Source organism: Desulfobacterales bacterium (assembly GCA_030066985.1).
GTDB lineage: Bacteria > Desulfobacterota > Desulfobacteria > Desulfobacterales > JAHEIW01 > JAHEIW01.
In genome coordinates this window covers 69,920-89,022 of record JASJAN010000002.1, presented here as the reverse complement: position 1 = coordinate 89,022, position 19,103 = coordinate 69,920, and the positions used below count along the sequence as shown (strand labels likewise).

At 49.9% G+C, this 19,103-nt stretch carries 18 protein-coding genes; 15 read left to right on the top strand and 3 right to left on the bottom strand.

The window, feature by feature from the left end; genetic code table 11:
• The first annotated feature begins 102 nt into the window (after positions 1 to 102).
• The 3 genes from QNJ26_01195 to QNJ26_01185 all read left to right on the top strand — a co-directional run bounded on the left by QNJ26_01195 (position 103) and on the right by QNJ26_01185 (position 1,224).
• Positions 103 to 456, top strand: coding sequence for a Rap1a/Tai family immunity protein (locus tag QNJ26_01195; GenBank protein ID MDJ0984128.1), 354 nt, complete (start codon positions 103 to 105; stop codon positions 454 to 456).
• A 40-nt stretch (positions 457 to 496) separates the two neighbouring features.
• Entirely contained in the window at positions 497 to 835 is a 339-nt protein-coding gene (locus tag QNJ26_01190) for a hypothetical protein (GenBank protein ID MDJ0984127.1), read from the top strand.
• 92 nt (positions 836 to 927) lie between these two features.
• Entirely contained in the window at positions 928 to 1,224 is a 297-nt protein-coding gene (locus QNJ26_01185) for a hypothetical protein (GenBank protein MDJ0984126.1), read from the top strand.
• An 8-nt stretch (positions 1,225 to 1,232) separates the two neighbouring features.
• On the opposite strand, the gene QNJ26_01180 is transcribed toward QNJ26_01185, so the two are convergent.
• Positions 1,233 to 3,911 (bottom strand): hypothetical protein, encoded by a 2,679-nt coding sequence (locus QNJ26_01180; GenBank protein ID MDJ0984125.1) that lies wholly within the window; start codon positions 3,909 to 3,911, stop codon positions 1,233 to 1,235.
• 246 nt (positions 3,912 to 4,157) lie between these two features.
• On the opposite strand from QNJ26_01180, the gene QNJ26_01175 reads away from it, so the two are divergent.
• The 9 genes from QNJ26_01175 (at position 4,158) to QNJ26_01135 (ending at position 15,023) form a co-directional block, all read left to right on the top strand.
• Positions 4,158 to 5,684, top strand: coding sequence for a mercuric reductase (locus QNJ26_01175; protein MDJ0984124.1), 1,527 nt, complete (start codon positions 4,158 to 4,160; stop codon positions 5,682 to 5,684).
• 67 nt (positions 5,685 to 5,751) lie between these two features.
• Positions 5,752 to 6,768: a glucokinase gene (gene glk / locus QNJ26_01170; GenBank protein ID MDJ0984123.1), complete on the top strand. Its 1,017-nt coding sequence runs from the start codon at positions 5,752 to 5,754 to the stop codon at positions 6,766 to 6,768.
• Between the two features lie 436 nt (positions 6,769 to 7,204).
• On the top strand, positions 7,205 to 8,005 hold the full coding sequence (locus tag QNJ26_01165) for an ABC transporter ATP-binding protein (protein ID MDJ0984122.1): 801 nt from the start codon (positions 7,205 to 7,207) through the stop codon (positions 8,003 to 8,005).
• Complete coding sequence (locus tag QNJ26_01160) at positions 7,977 to 8,861, top strand: branched-chain amino acid ABC transporter permease (protein MDJ0984121.1); 885 nt, start codon at positions 7,977 to 7,979, stop codon at positions 8,859 to 8,861. The genes QNJ26_01165 and QNJ26_01160 overlap by 29 nt, the downstream gene beginning before the upstream one ends.
• Before the next feature lie 15 nt (positions 8,862 to 8,876).
• A complete protein-coding gene (locus tag QNJ26_01155) occupies positions 8,877 to 9,920 on the top strand; it encodes a branched-chain amino acid ABC transporter permease (GenBank protein MDJ0984120.1) in 1,044 nt (347 codons plus the stop codon).
• 251 nt (positions 9,921 to 10,171) lie between these two features.
• Positions 10,172 to 11,353 (top strand): ABC transporter substrate-binding protein, encoded by a 1,182-nt coding sequence (locus QNJ26_01150; GenBank protein ID MDJ0984119.1) that lies wholly within the window; start codon positions 10,172 to 10,174, stop codon positions 11,351 to 11,353.
• Positions 11,354 to 11,704: 351 nt separating this feature from the next.
• A complete protein-coding gene (locus tag QNJ26_01145) occupies positions 11,705 to 12,529 on the top strand; it encodes an ABC transporter ATP-binding protein (protein ID MDJ0984118.1) in 825 nt (274 codons plus the stop codon).
• A complete protein-coding gene (locus QNJ26_01140; protein ID MDJ0984117.1) occupies positions 12,517 to 14,343 on the top strand; it encodes an AMP-binding protein in 1,827 nt (608 codons plus the stop codon). Before QNJ26_01145 ends, QNJ26_01140 begins: the two co-directional genes overlap by 13 nt.
• 194 nt (positions 14,344 to 14,537) lie before the next feature.
• Positions 14,538 to 15,023 carry a hypothetical protein gene (locus tag QNJ26_01135; GenBank protein MDJ0984116.1) on the top strand — a complete coding sequence of 162 codons (486 nt, stop codon included), beginning with the start codon at positions 14,538 to 14,540 and terminating at the stop codon, positions 15,021 to 15,023.
• Positions 15,024 to 15,297: 274 nt separating this feature from the next.
• On the opposite strand, the gene QNJ26_01130 is transcribed toward QNJ26_01135, so the two are convergent.
• Together QNJ26_01130 and QNJ26_01125 are read right to left on the bottom strand one after the other, a co-directional pair.
• Positions 15,298 to 15,624, bottom strand: a complete 327-nt coding sequence (locus QNJ26_01130) for a hypothetical protein (protein ID MDJ0984115.1) — start codon at positions 15,622 to 15,624, stop codon at positions 15,298 to 15,300.
• A gap of 135 nt (positions 15,625 to 15,759) precedes the next feature.
• The gene (locus QNJ26_01125; GenBank protein MDJ0984114.1) at positions 15,760 to 16,344 is read right to left on the bottom strand and encodes a DnaJ domain-containing protein; all 585 of its coding nucleotides are present in this window, start codon (positions 16,342 to 16,344) and stop codon (positions 15,760 to 15,762) included.
• A gap of 267 nt (positions 16,345 to 16,611) precedes the next feature.
• Between QNJ26_01125 and QNJ26_01120 the strand changes: the two genes are divergently transcribed.
• The 3 genes from QNJ26_01120 to QNJ26_01110 all read left to right on the top strand — a co-directional run bounded on the left by QNJ26_01120 (position 16,612) and on the right by QNJ26_01110 (position 18,967).
• Positions 16,612 to 17,535: a DMT family transporter gene (locus tag QNJ26_01120; protein ID MDJ0984113.1), complete on the top strand. Its 924-nt coding sequence runs from the start codon at positions 16,612 to 16,614 to the stop codon at positions 17,533 to 17,535.
• Positions 17,536 to 17,760: 225 nt separating this feature from the next.
• A complete protein-coding gene (locus tag QNJ26_01115; GenBank protein ID MDJ0984112.1) occupies positions 17,761 to 18,297 on the top strand; it encodes a nuclear transport factor 2 family protein in 537 nt (178 codons plus the stop codon).
• 106 nt (positions 18,298 to 18,403) lie between these two features.
• Positions 18,404 to 18,967, top strand: a complete 564-nt coding sequence (locus QNJ26_01110) for a hypothetical protein (GenBank protein MDJ0984111.1) — start codon at positions 18,404 to 18,406, stop codon at positions 18,965 to 18,967.
• Positions 18,968 to 19,103: the final 136 nt, after the last annotated feature.

Sequence of the window (19,103 nt, the reverse complement as noted above, 5' to 3'; positions counted from 1 at the left end):
GTGCTCTTTTCAGACACAGAATTTGATCGCTAGGTCAATGTTCTATTGAGCATTCAATCAATACCCTTCCAAGGCATTTAAAAGGGGAAAGGAGGGGCATGTATGAAATCGCTCACAATCGTGACGAGTGTGGTCCTTATTTTGGCGATGGCGGCCGTTTCGTCTGCGGAATGCGGCCCTATGAACAGCGGCCATAATCTATTGGCCTGTATCGAAAGCAACGATCCTCAATTGTATGGTTATGGTCTGGGATTTATTTCAGGTGTGACTTTTGCCTATCGCGCCATAAATGACGGCACCATGAAGCCGGATAAGATTTGTATTCCCAAAGGTGTTAAAATCAAGGAGGTCAAGCTTGTCGTCGAAGATTATCTGTCCAATAACCCGGACAAGCTCGATAATCCACCCTGGATACTGGTATCGGAAGCGATTCAGGAAGCCTTCAGGTGCTACTGATTCAAAATTGCCTGCGGTTTAAGCTAAAGGAAAGTGCCCGATGGCGAAAATAATTCCCCTCGAACATGAAGATCGGGAAAGCTGGAAACAGCAGAATGCGGAAGTGCTTGCGGATGTTCAGGATCTGGCCTTAAAGGAGATGGTCAAGCAGGTCTTACAACTGCATGAAATTGAACGAACCGGCGAGTGGCGTCAAGCTCATCGGCGGCTTGATTTTTCAAAAGCAACCTTTGCCGACTATCTTCAACTTTACGCGCGCTGGTCGATTCCCGAATTCAGAATTCTTGAAGAAGCCGTATTTGAAAACTTCGACGAGCTCAAGCGCAAGGGGCTTTACAACGTCCTAATTCGGCTTAGAAAAGAAAAAGACGCCAAATGATGTAGTCGGCATCTGAAGTGTGTTTGGTGTTTTAATTGCTTCGGGTTGGGCGCGGGCTAGTGCCCTCCGGCGCGGCATAACGGGAGTGATCGATGACCGAGAAACATCTAACCGACCTGACAAAGCGGGCTTTAGGCTTGGGTTTCAGACAGGGTTATGAGATTGCCAACCGAACCGAAATTGACGAGAGTATCCCCAAAGCGGATTTTTTGGATATGGTTTTAGAGACGGTGCTAAATTCACTTGACAGTACGGTATTCAAAACTTTGTCCACGGAACTCGACGAAATGAATGAAACCTTTCCCGCTTTTGACAGCTGGAAAGTGTTTGCGGATGGTGTTATCGAAGGCGCCAGCGAAAATTATTCAGATCGTACCGCTGATGATTAAAACGATTTTTACCCAAACCAACCGCCGGATTGCTGAATTAGTTTGGCCACCAGTCCGGTCCAGCCGTTCTGATGGCTGGCCCCCAGACCGGCGCCATTGTCACCGTGGAAGTATTCGTTGAAAAGTATCAATTCCTGCCAATGGGGGTCATTTTGAAAAACATCCACTGAGCCGTATATCGGCCGTTTGCCCGTGCTGTTGCGCAAAAAAAGCTTAATCAACCGTCGCGAAAGATTGGTAGCCACCTGACCCAGAGTCATCATCTTTCCGGATCCGGTCGGGCACTCCACTTTAAAATCCTCACCATAGTAGTGGTCAAATTTCTGAAGGGCTTCGATCAGTAAATAGTTAATCGGAAACCAGATCGGCCCACGCCAGTTGGAGTTGCCGCCGAACAGACCGCTTTCGGATTCGGCCGGCTGGTAACCAATGGTGTGGGCGTTGCCATCGACGTGGAAAGAGTACGGATGCTTTTTGTGATATTTGGAAAGTGAGCGAATGCCGAACTCAGATAGAAACTCATCTTCAGCGAGCATGGGTTTGAGCACGCGGAGCAGGTGATCCCGATTGACAATCGACAGCAGCCGGCGCGAATGTCGCCCGGGTGCCCTTACACAGGCCACATGGCCGCCGTCTCGCAGATACACCCGATTTTCAAAAAACCAGTTCATGCGCCGTTTAAAATCGGGCAGCGAATCAATCAAATCGGCTTCAAGCGTTTCCACCGCCAGCAGCGGCATCAAGCCTACCAGCGAGCGCACTTTAAGGGGAATAACGCCGCCATCCGGCAAATGCAAGGCATCATAAAAGAAACCGTCTTCTTCATTCCAGAGGCTAACCCCCCGCCGGTAGTCACCGGTCATAGCCCGGGCAATGCGTAAAAAGTGCTCGAAGAATTTACTGGCGCTGTCCTGGTAGACGGGGTTATTTTTGGCCAGTTCCAAAGCGATTTTTAACATGACCAGGCAATAGAATCCCATCCAGGCGGTGCCATCGGATTGATCGATGTGGCCGCCGGTGGGCAGCGGTTCGCTGCGATCGAACACGCTGATGTTATCCAGACCCAGAAATCCGCCCTGGAAGACGTTGCGGCCTTCTTCATCTTTTTTGTTAACCCACCATGTAAAATTCAGCAGGAGCTTGTGATAAATGCTTTCAAGAAATTCGCGATCGGCCTGGCCCTTTTGCTTGGCATCAATCTGATAGACCCGCCATGCCGCCCAGGCATGCACGGGCGGGTTGACATCACCAAATTTCCACTCATAAGCCGGTAGCTGTCCGTTGGGATGCATGTACCATTCGCGGGCCATCAGGGCGAGCTGGCGTTTGGCAAAATCGGCATCAACCAAAGCCAGCGGCAGGCAGTGAAAGGCCAGATCCCAGGCGGCATACCAGGGATATTCCCATTTATCGGGCATGGAGATGATATCGAAATTGTAGAGATGTTGCCACTCGTGATTGCGCCCGGTGTGTCGGGTCACAGGGACTGATCGAAAGCTTGGATCACCCCTCAGCCATTGCTCCACATTGTAATAGTAGAATTGCTTGGTCCAGAGCATGCCGGACAGCGCTTGCCGCTGCACTTTTTTTTCGTCTGCACTCAGCTGTGGATTTTGAATTGCGGCATAAAATTTATCAGCTTCAAAGCGACGCTTTTCAAAGATGGCCTCAAAATCAGCAAATGCCGACGGCAAGTCTTTGCTGCTAAGGCGCAATCGTATGATGTGGTCCTGGCCGGCGGCCAGCTCTATACGATAAACAGCCGCCATCTTGGTGCCTTCGCACTCCGGATTGACGGCGTCTTTTTCATTGTGCACCAGGTAGCGATGAAATGCATCTTTGCTAAACTGGTGGTTGCCGGGTATATCCGGAAAGCGTTTTGCATTGGTATCGTTTTCGGTGAAAATGAGCTCTTCGGCAGCTTCAGCGTAAAGAGTATACGTACCGGTAGCAGAATGTTGTGCCGTTGCGGCCGCCGCACCCGTCAATCCTTGAATTTGCTTCATTTGTGGTTTTTCGGCAACTTCGCCCATGGGGCTTTTTTCATATCCCCAGCTCCAGGTATTGCGAAACCAGAGTGTGGGCAGTATATGGCAAACGGCTGATTCCGGCCCCCGATTGGCAACCTTAATCTGAATTAAAATATCCCGTTCATCGGCCTTGGCGTATTCAATAAAAACATCAAAGTAGCGGTCTTCTCGAAAGACACCGGTATCCAGCAGCTCATATTCAAAGTCCAGAGCATTCCGTCGCCTGTTTTCAGCGACCAGATCGGTATAGGGGTATTTTACTTGTGGGTACTTATACAGGGCTTTCATGTAGCTATGGGTTGGTGTGTTGTCCAGGTAAAAGTAATATTCTTTGACATCTTCGCCATGATTTCCTTCGGCGCCGGTCAGGCCGAACATGCGCTCTTTCAAAATCGGATCTTTGCCGTTCCACAAAGCAGGTGCAAAGCATAAGTATTGGAAACGATCCGATATGCCGGCAATGCCATCCTCTCCCCAGCGGTAGGCCCGGCTGCGGGCATGATCGTGGGGGAAATAATCCCAGGCACTGCCGTCGGCGCTGTAATCCTCGCGTACGGTGCCCCATGAACGCTCACTTAGGTACGGGCCCCATTTTTTCCAGTTGGCTTTGTGCTCGTGGTATTCGAGCAAGCGTTGGTGTTCTGCGGTGGTTGTCATAAGATTTCCTCAATTGCGTATATGATGGATTAGTTAACCACTAAGCAGGACTTGTCAACTCGGTGGATCGGCTGCTGTGGCCCTTGCACAAAAAAATAAAATTGCCAGCCATAAACGCGTAAGGTTTCGAATTCCCAATCGACAGTTATGCCAAAGCAAAAAGTGTCTTCTTTGACAGCCTGGTTTTGTCTTCTTATTGTTCAATTGATTACATTCGTCATTTTGATCGCGCAGAAAGGAACAGCGATGTTAAATCCAAATGAATTTCCACAGGCCCAGCCATATGATGCCCATAACCAGCGACTGATCGGAAATGTTCACCCTTCAGACTGGATCAATCCAGAGCCTGATGGCCGCTACAACATGGCGGTCATCGGTGCTGGAACCGCCGGACTGATCACCGCCGCTGGCACCGCCGGTTTGGGTGGCAAAGTGGCCCTAATTGAGCGCAGTCTGATGGGGGGCGATTGCTTAAATGTTGGCTGCGTGCCTTCCAAGGCCCTGATCCGGGCTGCGCGCGCTGCAGCCGATGTGCGCGCTGTTGGTCAATACGGTATCCACGTGCCCGATGGTGTTCGCGTCGATTTTGCAGCGATCATGGAACGCCTGCGGCGTCTGCGCGCCGATATCAGCAAACATGATTCGGCCCAACGGTTCAAAGCGCTTGGCATGGATGTGTTTTTAGGGTCTGCTCGATTTACATCACCCGATACTATCGAAGTGGGCGGCAAGGCCATAAAATTTGCCAGGGCCTGCATTGCGACCGGCTCACGCGCATTGGAGCTGCCCATACCCGGTCTATCCGAAGTGGAATTTTTGACCAATGAAACGGTTTTCTCACTTACCGAATTGCCCCGGCGATTGGGGGTGATCGGAGCAGGCCCCATCGGCTGTGAGCTGGCGCAATCATTTGCCCGCTTCGGCAGTGATGTCATTTTAATCGAGGCCATGCATGGCATTATGCCCAACGATGCGCCGCGTGCGGCTGAAGTCGTGGAAAAGGTCATGGCGCAAGACGGCGTTAAACTCAGATGCTGCGGCAAAAACCTTGAAATCCGCAAGCAAACCGACGGAATTCATCTGGTGGTCGACTCCCACGGCAATCAGTATGATGAGGTGGTCGATCAACTGCTGCTGGCAGTCGGGCGCACACCGAATGTGGAAGGATTGAATTTGGAATCAGCCGGTGTGGCCTATGACAAAAAAGGTGTTCAGGTCAACGAGCGTTTGCAAACCACCAACCGTCATATCTATGCCGCCGGAGATATATGCTTTCCGTACAAATTTACCCATACCGCCGATGCCACCGCGCGCATTGTTATTCAAAATGCTCTGTTTTTCGGTCGCTCAAAATCAAACGCCCTGACAGTTCCCTGGTGCACCTACACGGATCCGGAAGTGGCCCATGTAGGTCTTTACCCCCATGAGGCAGAAGAAAAGGGCATGGCGGTGGAAACCATTACCGTTGAAATGAATACGGTTGACCGCGCCATCCTTGAAGGCGATGACGACGGGTTTTTGGATGTGTATGTAAAAAAGGGAACCGATGAAATACTGGGGGCGACCATGGTCTGCCGGCACGCCGGGGATATGATTTCCGAAATCACGGTGGCCATGACTGCGGGTGCCGGATTGGGTACTATCGCTCGTACGATTCACCCGTATCCGACCCAGGCCGAAGCCATTAAAAAAGCAGGTGATGCATACAACCGCACGCGGCTGACGCCCCGGGTGCACAAAATTTTTAATACGCTTTTAAAGTGGCGACGGTAGTGGTAATACTGCGATCAAGCACAGGAATTTAAGTGCCCTGAACGATAACTCAAGACAAGGCCTCTTGATGATGTCGAAACCTAAAACCAAATCTTTTAAAGAATCGGCCTGTGTGCTGGCCGGCGATATTGGCGGCACCAAAACCAACCTCGGTCTGTATGTTACCGGAAAGTCTCGCCCCAAAGCCCTGGTGTCGGCCAAATTTTCCAGCCGGGAGGCGAGCAGCCTTGAAACCATCATCGACAAAATGCACCAGCGCTATCCGGCAAAGATCAAAAAGGCCTGCTTCGGTATTGCCGGGCCGGTGATCAACGGTGAATGTCGTACCACCAACCTTCCCTGGGTCGTATCGGAGAAAAAGCTGCAAAAGCGCTTTGGCTGGCAGCAGGTGCGCTTGATCAACGATCTGACCGGCACTGCCCTTGCCATACCATTGCTTAACCACCGTGAGGTCACTGCGCTAAACGGCCTCAGGGTTCACAAAAACCAAAACATCGGTCTGGTGGCGCCGGGCACCGGCTTGGGGCTGGCCTTGCTGGTGTATGCGGATGGTCGTTACCGCCCGGTAGCCTCCGAGGGCGGGCATGCGGGTTTTCCCCCCGCTGATGAATCCGAGATCGATCTGTGGCACTATCTGTACGCCCGCTTTGGTTATGTTAGTGCAGAGCGCGTGCTTTCCGGTGAGGGATTGGTTAATATTTATAACGGTCTGAAATTTATCGGCGGCATCGCCGAATCGCCCAAAGTTAAAAAGGCCATGCGCACAGCCGATGCCGCACGCGTGATTACCGCCAGCGCCATTGACGGCAACGATCCGCTCTGCCGGGCGGCCTTGAAGCGGTTTTGCCGCATTTTCGGATCTGTTGCCGGCAATGTGGCCCTCACGGGTATGACGACCGGAGGCCTGTTCTTAGGCGGTGGCATTCCACCCAAAATATTACCTGCTCTTGAGCGCAAGGATTTCATGGATGCGTTCATTGCCAAGGGCCGCTTTAAAGAATTTATGGAAAAAATTGCGGTGCGGGTGATCCTTAACGACAAAGCCGCGCTGCTGGGCGCTGCCCATTGCGCGCTGAATCTGTAATACGCATTTTTTCTCCCCTTTTCCAGTGAATGCCTGAGCGGTCGGGTCGTTTTGCAGGTCAAGGGGTGTTTTTTAGCCGGACAAGATAATCTGCACACAATTGCTTAACGGCACCACTCCCAAATTATTTTGGCGTGTGCACACGGCGGTGCCTGTCGACAGCTGCTCAGCTTTTTGTGAACGGTAAAAGGTTATGATTGAAATTTTGGGTGCCGATGATAGGCCCCATCAATATTAGCCTGGTATCTTGTCCGCGAAAATATACCCCTTGACCGCAGCAAAGACCGATATTCAGTTCTGCATAAAAAGCATGTACACCGTCAACTGTCAGCGCCATCGGGCGATTATAACGCTCAAGTCCCTCAAACACGTAGTTCTTTCCCGGCATGATATTCCAGTCTTGCGCATCGCCGCACCATAGGCTATAGAAAAATGCATGAGCCTTCTTGCGGTCAGCAACCTCTCTTTATCTTTCGGTGGCCTGCAGGTTTTGTCCGATGTCAGCTTTGAGGTTATCCCGGGCGAAGTTTTTGCCATCATTGGACCCAACGGCGCCGGTAAGACATCCATTCTAAATAGCATCAGCGGTTTTTATCATCCCGACGAAGGACAAATTTCTTTTGACGGCCAGGACATCACCCACATGGCAGCGCATCGGCGCGCCGCCCTTGGCATCGGCCGTACTTTTCAAAATATCGCCTTGTATCGCGGCATGTCCGCTTTGGACAATATCAAACTCGGCGCCCATAGCCATCTGAAAACCGGTCTGCTGGCATCTTTGTGTTACTGGGGGCCGGCCCATCGGGAAGAGATGGCGCTCAGGCGCAAAGTCGAAGAAGAGATTATCGATTTTTTGGAAATCGAAGCCATCCGGAAGCTGCCGGTGGGATCATTGGCTTACGGTCTCCAAAAACGCGTCGAACTTGGCCGTGCGTTAGCAATGCGGCCGAAAATACTGTTGATGGACGAGCCGGTCACCGGCATGAATGCCGAAGAAACCGAAGATATGGCCCGGTTTATTCTGGACATCAATGAGGAGCGCAACATGACCATCGTGCTGATTGAGCACGATATGAAAGTGATCATGGATATCTCTGATCGGGTTTTGGTTCTCAACTTTGGCCAGAAACTGGCAGAGGGTAAGCCCGAGGATGTTCAACAGCACCCGGAGGTGATCAAAGCCTACCTGGGAGAGAAAAAGGCGCGCAATGGACATATTTCTACAATTGCTCGTTAGCGGTTTTGCGGTCGGGGGGGTTTACGCGCTAATCGCTCTGGGTTTTGTGCTGATATATAAGGCCACGAGCATCATCAATTTCGCAACCGGCGAATTCATGATGATCGGGGCCTATTTTTTTTATTCTTTTATGGTTTATCTGGGCCTGCCAGCCATCCCCGCTTTTATCGGTGTCATGGCCGGTGCTGCGCTGCTGGGCTTTACGGTTGAGCGCCTGGTATTGAGACACATGCTCGGGCAGCCCACCATCAGCATCGTTATGGTGACCATCGGTCTGAGTTCAATTTTGATGGGCATTGCCGAAATGGTGTGGGGATCTGATTTTCGCAGTTTTCCAGCGATCGTGCCCCGGGCCCCGATCATTATCGGTGAAATCGTCATCCGCTCCAACCTTTTTTACGGATTTGTTTTGGCGGTTGTGGTCGTGATTGTCTTTGCGCTGCTGTTTAAATACGCCAAAGTTGGCATCGCCATGCGCGCCACGGCCGCAGATCAAAGCGCTTCTTTTTCGATGGGTATTAACGTCAAGGCCATGTTTACGCTTTCCTGGGCTTTTGGGGCCGTTGCCGCCACCCTGGGCGGGATTATCATCGGCAACATCGGCGGCGTGCACCCTACCCTGGGGCATATCGGTCTTAAAATATTTCCGGTGGTTATTCTTGGCGGCCTGGATTCCATAGGCGGTGCTGTTTTGGCCGGTTTCATCATGGGCATCATCGAAAACTTGGCCGGCGGCTATTTGGACCCCTATTTTCGCGGTGGGGTTAAAGATGTGGCGCCGTTTGTTGTGCTGGTACTGATACTGTTAATCAAGCCATACGGTCTTTTCGGCAAAGAAGAAATCGAAAGGCTTTAGGGGACAATTGTTCGTATGCGAATTGGAGATTTTAAAGATAGTTATGTCGCAGATGAAGCGGTTTTTAAAACACCCACGGTTCGTTTCTGGTTGGGTATTTTATTTGTGGCCCTTTTATTATTTCCCTTTGTTGTCGGCAATTACGGGTTGTACATGGCCAATCTGGTGGGCGTGGCCATTGTGGCGGCGGTGGGGCTCAATATTTTAACTGGTTTTGCCGGTCAGATCTCTCTGGGGCATGCGGCTTTTGTGGGTATCGGCGCTTATACCGCGGCGATTTTAACGACCCGGCTGGGGGTGCCTTTTTTACTGTGCCTGCCGTTATCCGGGCTGTCGGCCGCTGTTTTTGGTCTGATCGTCGGTGGGCCCTCAATGCGAATGAAGGGCTTATATTTATGCATTGCCACGCTGGCTGCCCAGGTTATCTTTGAGTTTATTTTCGTGCACTGGGAGTCCATGACCGGCGGTATTCGGGGCATCAACCTGCCTGTGCCAACTGTGCTGGGATTTTCGCTGGATAATGAATTTAAGTTCTATTTTGTGACCCTGGCGGTGGTGGTCATTTGTGTGACATTAGCGCGCAATATTTTTCGGACGCGTGTCGGTCGGGCTTTTATCGCCATCCGTGACCGGGATATTTCAGCCGAATTGATGGGCATCAACCTGTTGCACTATAAAATGTACGCCTTTGGCATCAGTTCTTTTATGGCCGGAGTCGCGGGGTGTCTGTGGGTTAACTTTTTAAGAACCGTGACCCCTGAACATTTTCCGCTGATGGAAAGTATTCGCTATCTGGCCATGATTATTGTCGGCGGGCTGGGCAGTGTGCTGGGCGCTATTTTGGGTGCCATATTCATGACCCTGGTGCCTGAAATACTCAAAAACACACTGAGCCTGATGGTGGATGCTTTCCCCCAGGCCATGGGCTATCTGTTTCCGCTGCAGCAGGTCGTTTTCGGTCTGCTCATTGTGGTGTTTCTGGTTTTCGAGCCCCATGGATTGGCTGAAATGTGGCGTCGTGTGAAAGATTATTTTCGGCTGTGGCCCTTTGAGTATTAGGAGCTACCTCGAACAGTATCGAGCGCTAAAAGCTTGTGCTTATTTCGGTTCAAAGTGTCCGGATTTTATGAGTTGAGCCCGTTACCCGTTGGTCCGCCGCAGGCGGATTAACTATAAACATACATTTTTTATAACGGGCACAACCGGTTAACCTGATAGAAAACCTGTTTTTGTTAGAAAGGCTGTCGAGTTGTGTACAGGAAAGAACTGACAATCATCGAAATTATAACCCAAATGGAAAGGAGTCAGCTATGAAACACGTTAGAATCTTAATGGCACTGACGTTGATGCTGTTTTTGTTCGGGTCAGCGGGGAATGTGATTGCAGCGGATGTTATCAAAGTGGGTGCTTGCCAGCCGATCACCGGCCGTTTTGCCTTTGCCGGCAAGCACCTTAATGCCGGACTGATGGATTCGTTAAATTATGCCAACGAGCAAGGTGGCGTGGGGGGCATGAAGTTTAAATACATCTATGAAGACACCGGTTATGATCTCAAGCGCGCCATTGCTTCTTTTAAAAAGATGATGGCTCAGGATAAACCGGCCATGATGTACGGCGAATCCACTGGCCAGGGAAAGGCCCTGGCGCCTGAGATCAACAATCGCTATAAAGTGCTTTACGGCTCAACCAGCTTCTCAGAAGAGCTTAGCGTCCGGGAGAAAAATCCCTACATCTTTGTCAGCGGGCCAACTTACGCCCAGCAGTTTGGTGTGCTGTTGAAATACATTGCCAAAAATCCCAAGAAAAAAGGTGTGGCGCCCAGGGTGGCATTTTTCTATAGCGATACCGAATTCGGGCGCGACCCGATTCCGTTTGCCCGCAAGCTGGCCAAAGAGCTGGGTATCGAAGTGGTCGCCGAAGAAGTCACTAAGGTCGGGGCCGTGGATGTCACCAGCCAGTTGCTGGATCTCAAGCGCAAAAAACCCGACTACTGCATATTCCAGGGCTACGTGGTTTCACCGATTCCGGAAGTGATCACCGGCGCCAAAGATTTCGGCCTGGATATCACCTTTATGGGCACTTTCTGGGCCATGAGCAAGATGCTGCTCGACAAGCTGGGCCCGGATGGGGAAGGCTATATGGGCGTATCACCTTACGCTTATTACTACATGGATGACGTGCCCATGATCAAGAACATCAAGGCCTACAACCAAAAGCACCACCCGGAGGTGACCTATCGGCCCAACTCTTACCTGCAGGGCTGGTTCACCGGAATGGTTTTCGTGAAGCTGGCTCAAATCACGCATGAAAAAGGTTTGCCGATCACCGGCGAAAATTTAAAGAACGCTATCCCGCTGGTCCAAAAATGGGATACCGGTGGCCTGGCCGGCCTGGTCAGCTTTGGCGACACCAACGCGACGGCCATGGGTAAGGTGTACCGGGCGAAAGCCGGGAAGTTTGTATCGGCGTCGGATTGGATTTATCTCGACTAATCCAGACGTTTGCCGAACCTTGCATAATAAGTAATAGGAAATTGAAAGCCTCCGACTCGCCCTGTTGAATGCCGCAAAGCGGCTCCCGAAGGGGATTCAACAGGGCGAGTACAAGATCCAGGTATGTGAAGGTCTTGAAGCAGTTTCAAAACCCCTTTTCCGTGGTTTGCGGCTTTTGAAAATCGCTAAACTCGTTCCGCTAATCCGCCATAGGCGGAAAAAACTCGGGCGAACGCCCTCAAACAGTTCAAGATTTTGCGCTACACTTCGTTAAGCGCTTTTAACAAAAGACCGCAAAATATACCTCAAAGGGGTTTTGAAATTGCTTTTTGAAAACAATTTGGCGATTTGATGGTATCACAGGGGGATGGTTTGACGCCCATTCTGGAAGTCAACAATATCGAAGTCATTTACAACAATGTGATCCTGGTATTAAAGGGTCTTTCCCTGCAAGTTCCGGAGGGCGCCATTGTGGCGCTGCTGGGATCTAACGGGGCTGGCAAATCCACTACCCTCAAGGCGATCAGCGGACTTTTACCTCTGGAAGACGGCGAGATTACCGAAGGCAGTATTCATTACCGGGGAAAGTCTCTGGCAGGTCTGGCACCGCACAAAATTGTGCGCCGCGGAATTTTTCAAATCATGGAAGGGCGGCACATCTTCGAGGATCTGACCGTCGAGGAAAATTTAACCTGTGGGGCTTACACCCGTAAAGACCGCAGCGGCGTCAGTCGAGACCTGGACAAGTGCTTTGCCTATTTTCCGGTCTTAAAAAAGCGCATGAAGCAAACAGCCGGATACTTGAGCGGCGGCGAGCAGCAGATGCTGGCCATCAGCCGGGCGCTTTTAGCCCAGCCCCGGCTGATGATGCTCGACGAACCCTCCATGGGCCTGGCGCCCTTGCTGGTCGATGAGATCTTTGAGATCATTCGCCAGATCAATCAAAATGAAGGCACCACCATGCTGCTGGTGGAGCAGAATGCGCAGATGGCCCTGGAGATCAGCTCATATGGCTATATCATGGAAAACGGCCGGGTGGTTCTGGATGGCCCGGTGGATCTTTTGCTCAACGATCGCGACGTGCAGGAGTTTTATATGGGCGTGGGCCATACCGACAGCAAGAGCAGCTACCGCGATGTCAAGCACTACAAGCGGAGGAAACGATGGCTGAGCTGAGCGGTAAAACCCTGATACAGTCATTTTTAGAGCGTGTCGCCGAGCGCGGCCAGCAGATCGCTCTGCGGGAAAAGGATTTTGGCATCTGGCAAAACGTCACCTGGAATCAATATCAGTCGCATGTGAAGCATTTCGCGCTGGGGCTTGTGCGCTTGGGTTTCAAGCGGGGCGATCATCTATCGATCCTCAGTGAGAATTGCTGCGAATGGCTATACGCCAGTCTGGGCTGCATCAGCTTGGGCGGTGTGCCCCTGGGGGTCTACCCCACCAGCCCATACCCGGAAGTCCATTATGTTGTCAAACACTCTGATTCGGTGATCGTGGTCTGTGAGGACCAGGAGCAGACCGACAAGGTTCTGCAAGTTCTGCAGGATCTTCCCAAGCTTATAAAAATCATCGTCAAAGACATGAAGGGATTGAGAAATTATCCGAAAGATAACATCATCTCCTTTCAAGCCGTGGAAGTGCTGGGCCAGGAACTGGCTGAGGAGCAGCCGGATCTTTTTGAGCGCCAGGTACAAAAAGGGCGTGCCGAAGATGTTTGCATGATGATTTACACCTCGGGCACCACCGGCCTGCCCAAAGGGGCCATGGTCAACCACCGCAACATCGAAGCCACTACCCTGGCGACATCCGAGGCTCTGGAAGCTGATGAAAAAGACAGCGCGGTGTCTTATCTGCCTCTATGTCATGTCGCTGAGCAGATTTTCAGTTTGTACCTGCCGATCCATTTAGGGATTACGGTCAACTTTGCCGAAAGTGTGGCCACCATCCAGAGCGATCTTCGGGAGATTGCACCCACCGTTTTCCTTGGCGTTCCCCGTATCTGGGAAAAACTTCAAAACTCCATAACCGTTAAAATTGAGGATTCCAGTTGGCTTAAACGCTGGCTCTTTAAGTGGTGCATGGCTATCGGGTACCAGGTATGTGACCGGCGATTGGCCAAAAAGAAAATCGGTGCGGGCTTGAAGCTGGGCCGATGGACGGCCTATGGGTTGATGTTTCGGGCGCTGCAAAACTATGTGGGTCTTCGCAAGGTGCGCCTGTGTTTTTCGGCGGCAGCCAAGGTCAGCCCGGAAGTGCTGCGTTTTTTTCACGCCATCGGCATCCAGGCCAAGGAAGGATACGGCATGACCGAATGCACCGGCCTGTCTTTCATCCATATGGGCGATGATATAAAGCTGGGAACGGTCGGCAAGCCGATCAGCTGCATCGCCTATCAACTCGGTCCGGACGGGGAATTGATGAAGCGAGGGCCGAGCATCTTTGCTGGCTACTATAAAAATCCCGAGGCCACTGAGAAAACAGTAGTGGATGGATGGCTTTTGACAGGTGATATCGCAGAGGTGGATGAAGACGGGCACCTGGCCATTGTGGACCGCAAAAAAGATATCTTGATTACCTCGGGGGGGAAAAACATCGCCCCGTCTTTGCTGGAGAACGAACTTAAAGTCAGCCCGTACATCAAGGAGGCGATTATACTGGGCGATGGCAGAAAATTCGTTTCCGCTCTGATCCAAATCGACTTTGAAAATACGGGCAAGTGGGCTACAGATCAGCGCCTGCCCTATACCAATTTTAAATCTTTGGCCCGTTTGTCCGAAGTTCGCAGGATGATTCAGCAAGAAGTGGACCGAGTCAATGAGCGTTTCGCGCGGGTGGAGAATGTGCGCAAGTTTTTGCTGCTGACCAAAGAACTGGATCATGATGATGATGAAATGACGGCGACCATGAAGGTCAGACGCGCCAATATTTATGAAAAATTTGCTGAAGAGATCGAGCAAATTTACGGAAAGGTGGTTTCAAACCTTTAAATTGCAGAAAAATATCCACCGGTGTCTACTTTTTTTATCCTTTCCTGTGTGCCGGTTGCCTGCCAATAGTATAACCTCTTAAATTTCTAACAAATTTTAAAATACAGGGTTCAGCATAAAAATTGCACTCACATGTTATGTCCCTGGACAAATCTCAAAATGGTTTCAGCAGAATTATAGGATAAGGAGGTAATATGAAAAAAATAGGACTGCTTCTTTTTTTGCTATTTTGTCTGCCGTCGATCCTGCTGGCACAGGAAAAACCCACACCCGCGGAAGCCCAAAAAGTAATTGATTACTATTATCAGGGTAAAGGCATGGGTGCCGTCCTGGTAGCGTACAAATTATGTGCCCAGATTTATGAAGAAGGACCTTACAAATACGAATGCCAGGAAGTGGTTACCGGGGGACAAATTGAGAAAGACCGGGAAGTCTTTTTATGGATGAATTTCCTTGTGCCTGCCGGAGATCAACCCGACATCATCATTCATTTCAAGCGCAATAATAAAGTTCGAAGCGTCAGCAACCTCGAGCTCCCCGGCTCTCTGCGGTATCGAACCTGGAAAAAAATCCCAACCGAACGTCTGGGTGATTGGGAAGTCAGCATCATTCAGGAACTGCCCGACACCGATCTTAATTTAGGGCAGTTGCAGTATTCCGTTGTTGAGGCTGGCCAATAATATTTGGTGCTCGGTGTTGTCGGATTGAAGTCCGTGTCGAATTTATCTTACTTTAATGGCGCCCATCGTCACATCGTCATGCGGCGCTTCATTTGAACTGATGGACAATACAAAGCGGGCAATCAAACAAGGCAGGACAAGGCTCCAAAAAAGCCAGGGCGCAGGTTATCCTGCGCCCCGCTAATTCGGTATAAAAGAGAAACAAAGATGGGGTCAAATGTTGTTATTTTATTCTATCAGCCGGCCCTAAACCGTTGGCGGCAAAAAAACTATTTTATGATTTACCGGAAAGGGATTTAAATTCCTTGGCTAATTTTTGATACTCGGCATCCAGTTTATCTAACGCTTGAGGTGTAATATTACTGCCCATATCTATTTTCATCTGGGTCCACTTGGACATAAGGGAAGTTAATTTCGCCTCTAATTCTGCTTTTTGGCCATCTTCGGCTTTGGCGTATTCCTGCACAACACCGCCAAATTCCTGGATAAATTGAGTCATCTGTTGCTTTTCTTGTGAGTCTCCGCATCCCACCACGAACAGGAGCCCCGCAATCGCAGTCAGCACCACCACAAATTTGAGAGTCGTCTTGGTTTTAAACATTTAGAGCCTCCAACAATAGTTTTATAGAAGTCAGATTACTGAATCAAATTCAACAAGTATAGACGTCAAAAGCGATTTAATTCGGTTTTAATCTATATATAATAAAATTCGAGAAATCAACAAAAATTTTGGCTATTATTTTTGGAATTGTCCCTTTAATCCGGTTTTTCTCCAGGTGCGATATGCATTTATTTCACCCTTTAACGAATTCATAATCGTGGTTAAGACCGCCAGATCATCTAAATACCCAACCAGGGGAATGAAATCCGGGATCAGATCTGCGGGTAGGATGAAATACAGCAAGCCACCGCCAATCATGGCAATATTGGCCGAGTGCAGTTTGTATTCGCCTTTGACCGCGTCTTTGAACAGCGCATACAGCTCAGCAACATTTTCAAGGACCTTTCTTAAGGATGGGTAAGCCTTATTGAGTTTATTGCGAATGGCATCATCGTTTATGAATTCTGTAAAATCCTTGCCTCTTGTAAATCGGAGCATGCGGTCGTAGTTTTTGCGGCCTTCGGTATCAGACAGTACATGATAGGCCTGATTGAGCACTTTGGTTTTTTCTTCCGCCTGCGCCGTACGATCGCGATTTTTATCCGGGTGCCATAGTTTGACCTGCTTGAGATAGGCCTGCTTGATCTCCTGGGGCCCGGCTTGTGGATCCACTTCCAGCAGCTCATAGTAGTTGACAAATTTTTCAGAAGGTTTGTTCATTTTTTAATCGGCTGATCATTCCCCGGTTACAAAGTCCATTTTAACCCGCACTAATATAAGCAACTAAAATACAGACGTCCATCGTTTTATTGGCATTTGACACTCGAAATCGAAGCTTGAAACGCTATGGTTGCAAAAAAGCTTCGAATACCATAATAGGCAGGCCTCAGATGTTTTAAGGCCTAAACGGGCAGGATTTGGCTCTGGCGGTGGCGGTAACGACAGCCCTATATATAACCAATAAATTTAAGACATGCATATGATGGTATGGATTCCAATTCCATGGACAGCGCCCAACGCTTAAAAAGCCAGACGCAACAACTCACTTTGCTGATCCTTGTCATCGGAGCTGTGCTGATCAGTTTTACCGGTGTCTGGGTTAAGGTGGCCCATGTGGCGCCAAATGTTTCCGCCTTCTACCGGGTTTTTTTCGGTGGCGCTGCTTTGCTGCTGGCGGCACTGTATCGTCGTGAGCTGCGCTGGTTCGGTCTGCGCCATCTATTGTTGAGTCTGCTATGCGGTTTTCTGCTGGGCCTGGACCTGTGGCTGTATCATTACAGCATTGAATACATCGGCCCGGGGCTGGGCACGATTCTGCCGAACTTTCAGGTGTTCATTCTGGCCGCGGTCGGGGTGCTGTTTTTAAAGGAGCCGATGCGATGGATTTACCTGGTATCCTTGCCCCTTGCTTTTGTGGGTCTGTTTATGATCGTTGGGGTTAGCTGGTCCGACCTGCAAATCCAATATCGCATCGGCGTTTATTACGGCCTGGCGGCAGCGATTTGCTATGCGGGATTTTTGCTGTCGCTTCGTCAACTGCAGGCTGACCAGATGGGCACTTCTTTTTTTTATGTGCTGATGATGGTCTCATTGACCACGGCCATCTTTTTAGGGGCAGAGATTGTCTTCAGGCAAACTTCATTTAAGATACCGGATCTGCAGAGCCTGTTGGCCCTGCTTGCCTTGGGCCTGCTCAGCCATACCGTCGGCTGGATTCTGATCACCAACGCCCTACCGAAAGTTCGCGCATCTTTTTCAGGCTTGATTCTATTGCTTCAGCCCACGCTGGCGTTTGTCTGGGACGTTTTGTTTTTTCAAAGACCGACCACCCTGTTCAACTGGCTGGGTGTGCTGATTGCCCTGGCGGCCATATATCTGGGCATGGCCCGACAATCGACCAGCAGTCATTAAGTGAAACGTAAGACCCCAATCTTCGTCTGACCGGGTATGGCAAAATTAATTTTCATTTGACCGCCTGCAAACTGATAAGGTATAGGAATTTTCGATCCCCAGCGCACGTTATTTTAAAAACCATTTTCAATTTTTTGTTATTTTTGGTTTCCAATCTCATTTCTTACTTCTAAATCGAATATCAGCTTGAAATTATGATCAAAGAGTCGCAATAGAGGAGGCGATATGAAAACCTTTTTCCTTTTTTTGTTAATCCTGCTTACGGTTGCATGTAGCCATACCCAGGAAACAAGCGTGACGGCGCTTGAAAAACAGACCAACGCTTTAGTTGAAGAGAAAAACGTCATCAAAACTGTCAACCGCCTGTTTGTCAGCACCGACAACCGGGATTGGGAAGGCGTCAAAGCCTGTTTTGCTGATGAAGTTGTGCTTGATATGACCTCTGTCATGGGCGGTGAGCCCAACAAATTAACGCCACAGCAAATAGCAGATGGCTGGGCCCAGGGACTTAAAGGGTTGAAAGCCATCCATCACCAGGCCGGCAACTACGATGTCTCCTTAAAAGCAGATGAGGCGGATGTTTTCTGCTATGGCATTGCCTTTCATTATTTGCCCAACGTCACAGGGCAGAACAGCCGTACCTTCGTCGGCAGCTATAATTTTCACCTGAAAAAAATCGGGCCTGTCTGGAAGATTGATATTTTTAAATACAACCTGAAATTCATTGACGGAAATTTGGAATTGCACAAATATGTCAAATAGCCGTCTCAAAAAATGATCTGTTTACAGCAGGAGAAATTTTCGCGTATCGCCTGATTAATGTATCATTTATCACTAATTTTCATGCAGGATTGAGGAGGAGGAGGATGTGGATAAGGTTAATTTGCTTCCCGGTGATGTGTTCCTGACCTATGGTGCCGGGTTTTTTTCAAAACTCATTCGGTTTTTTACGCGCACCATCGGTGAGAGCAGAACCAAAGTGAACCACACCGGTATTGTGGTGACCGAAGGTGATCTGGAAAACAGCCAGGTGGTTGAAACCCTGTTGCGCGTTCGCAAGCATAAATTGTGGAAGCGCTACGGTCCATTTAGTCATGACAAGGTGGCCATCTATCGCCCGATCAACCTGACGTCTGCTGAAACCGATACAATCGTCGAAAAGGCAGTGGCCCAGGTGGGCAAAAGGTACGGCATTTTTACGGTGATCGGCCATCTGCTGGATTGGCTGCTTTTGGGCGCTTATGTTTTTCGCAAAATTTTACAAAGCAAAGATTACCCGATCTGCTCGTGGTTGGTGGCTTATGCCTTTGCCAAAGCAGGCAAAGACTTTAATGTTGAGCCGGGAGCCGCCCAGCCAGACGACATCTGGGATTTCATACAGAAAAATCCGGACAAGTATCAACTGATCCACCCGCTTGAGCAGATCTGGTAAGTGCCAAAGCTACCCGCGACAGGCCATCTCTCCACAAGTCGGTCTGTATCCGAGATAAACCCAGCAAATCTATTGACTTCGTCTTCCCTGATGTTGGTCTTCCGACCGATAAATGCCCAAAATTTACTTTGACAAA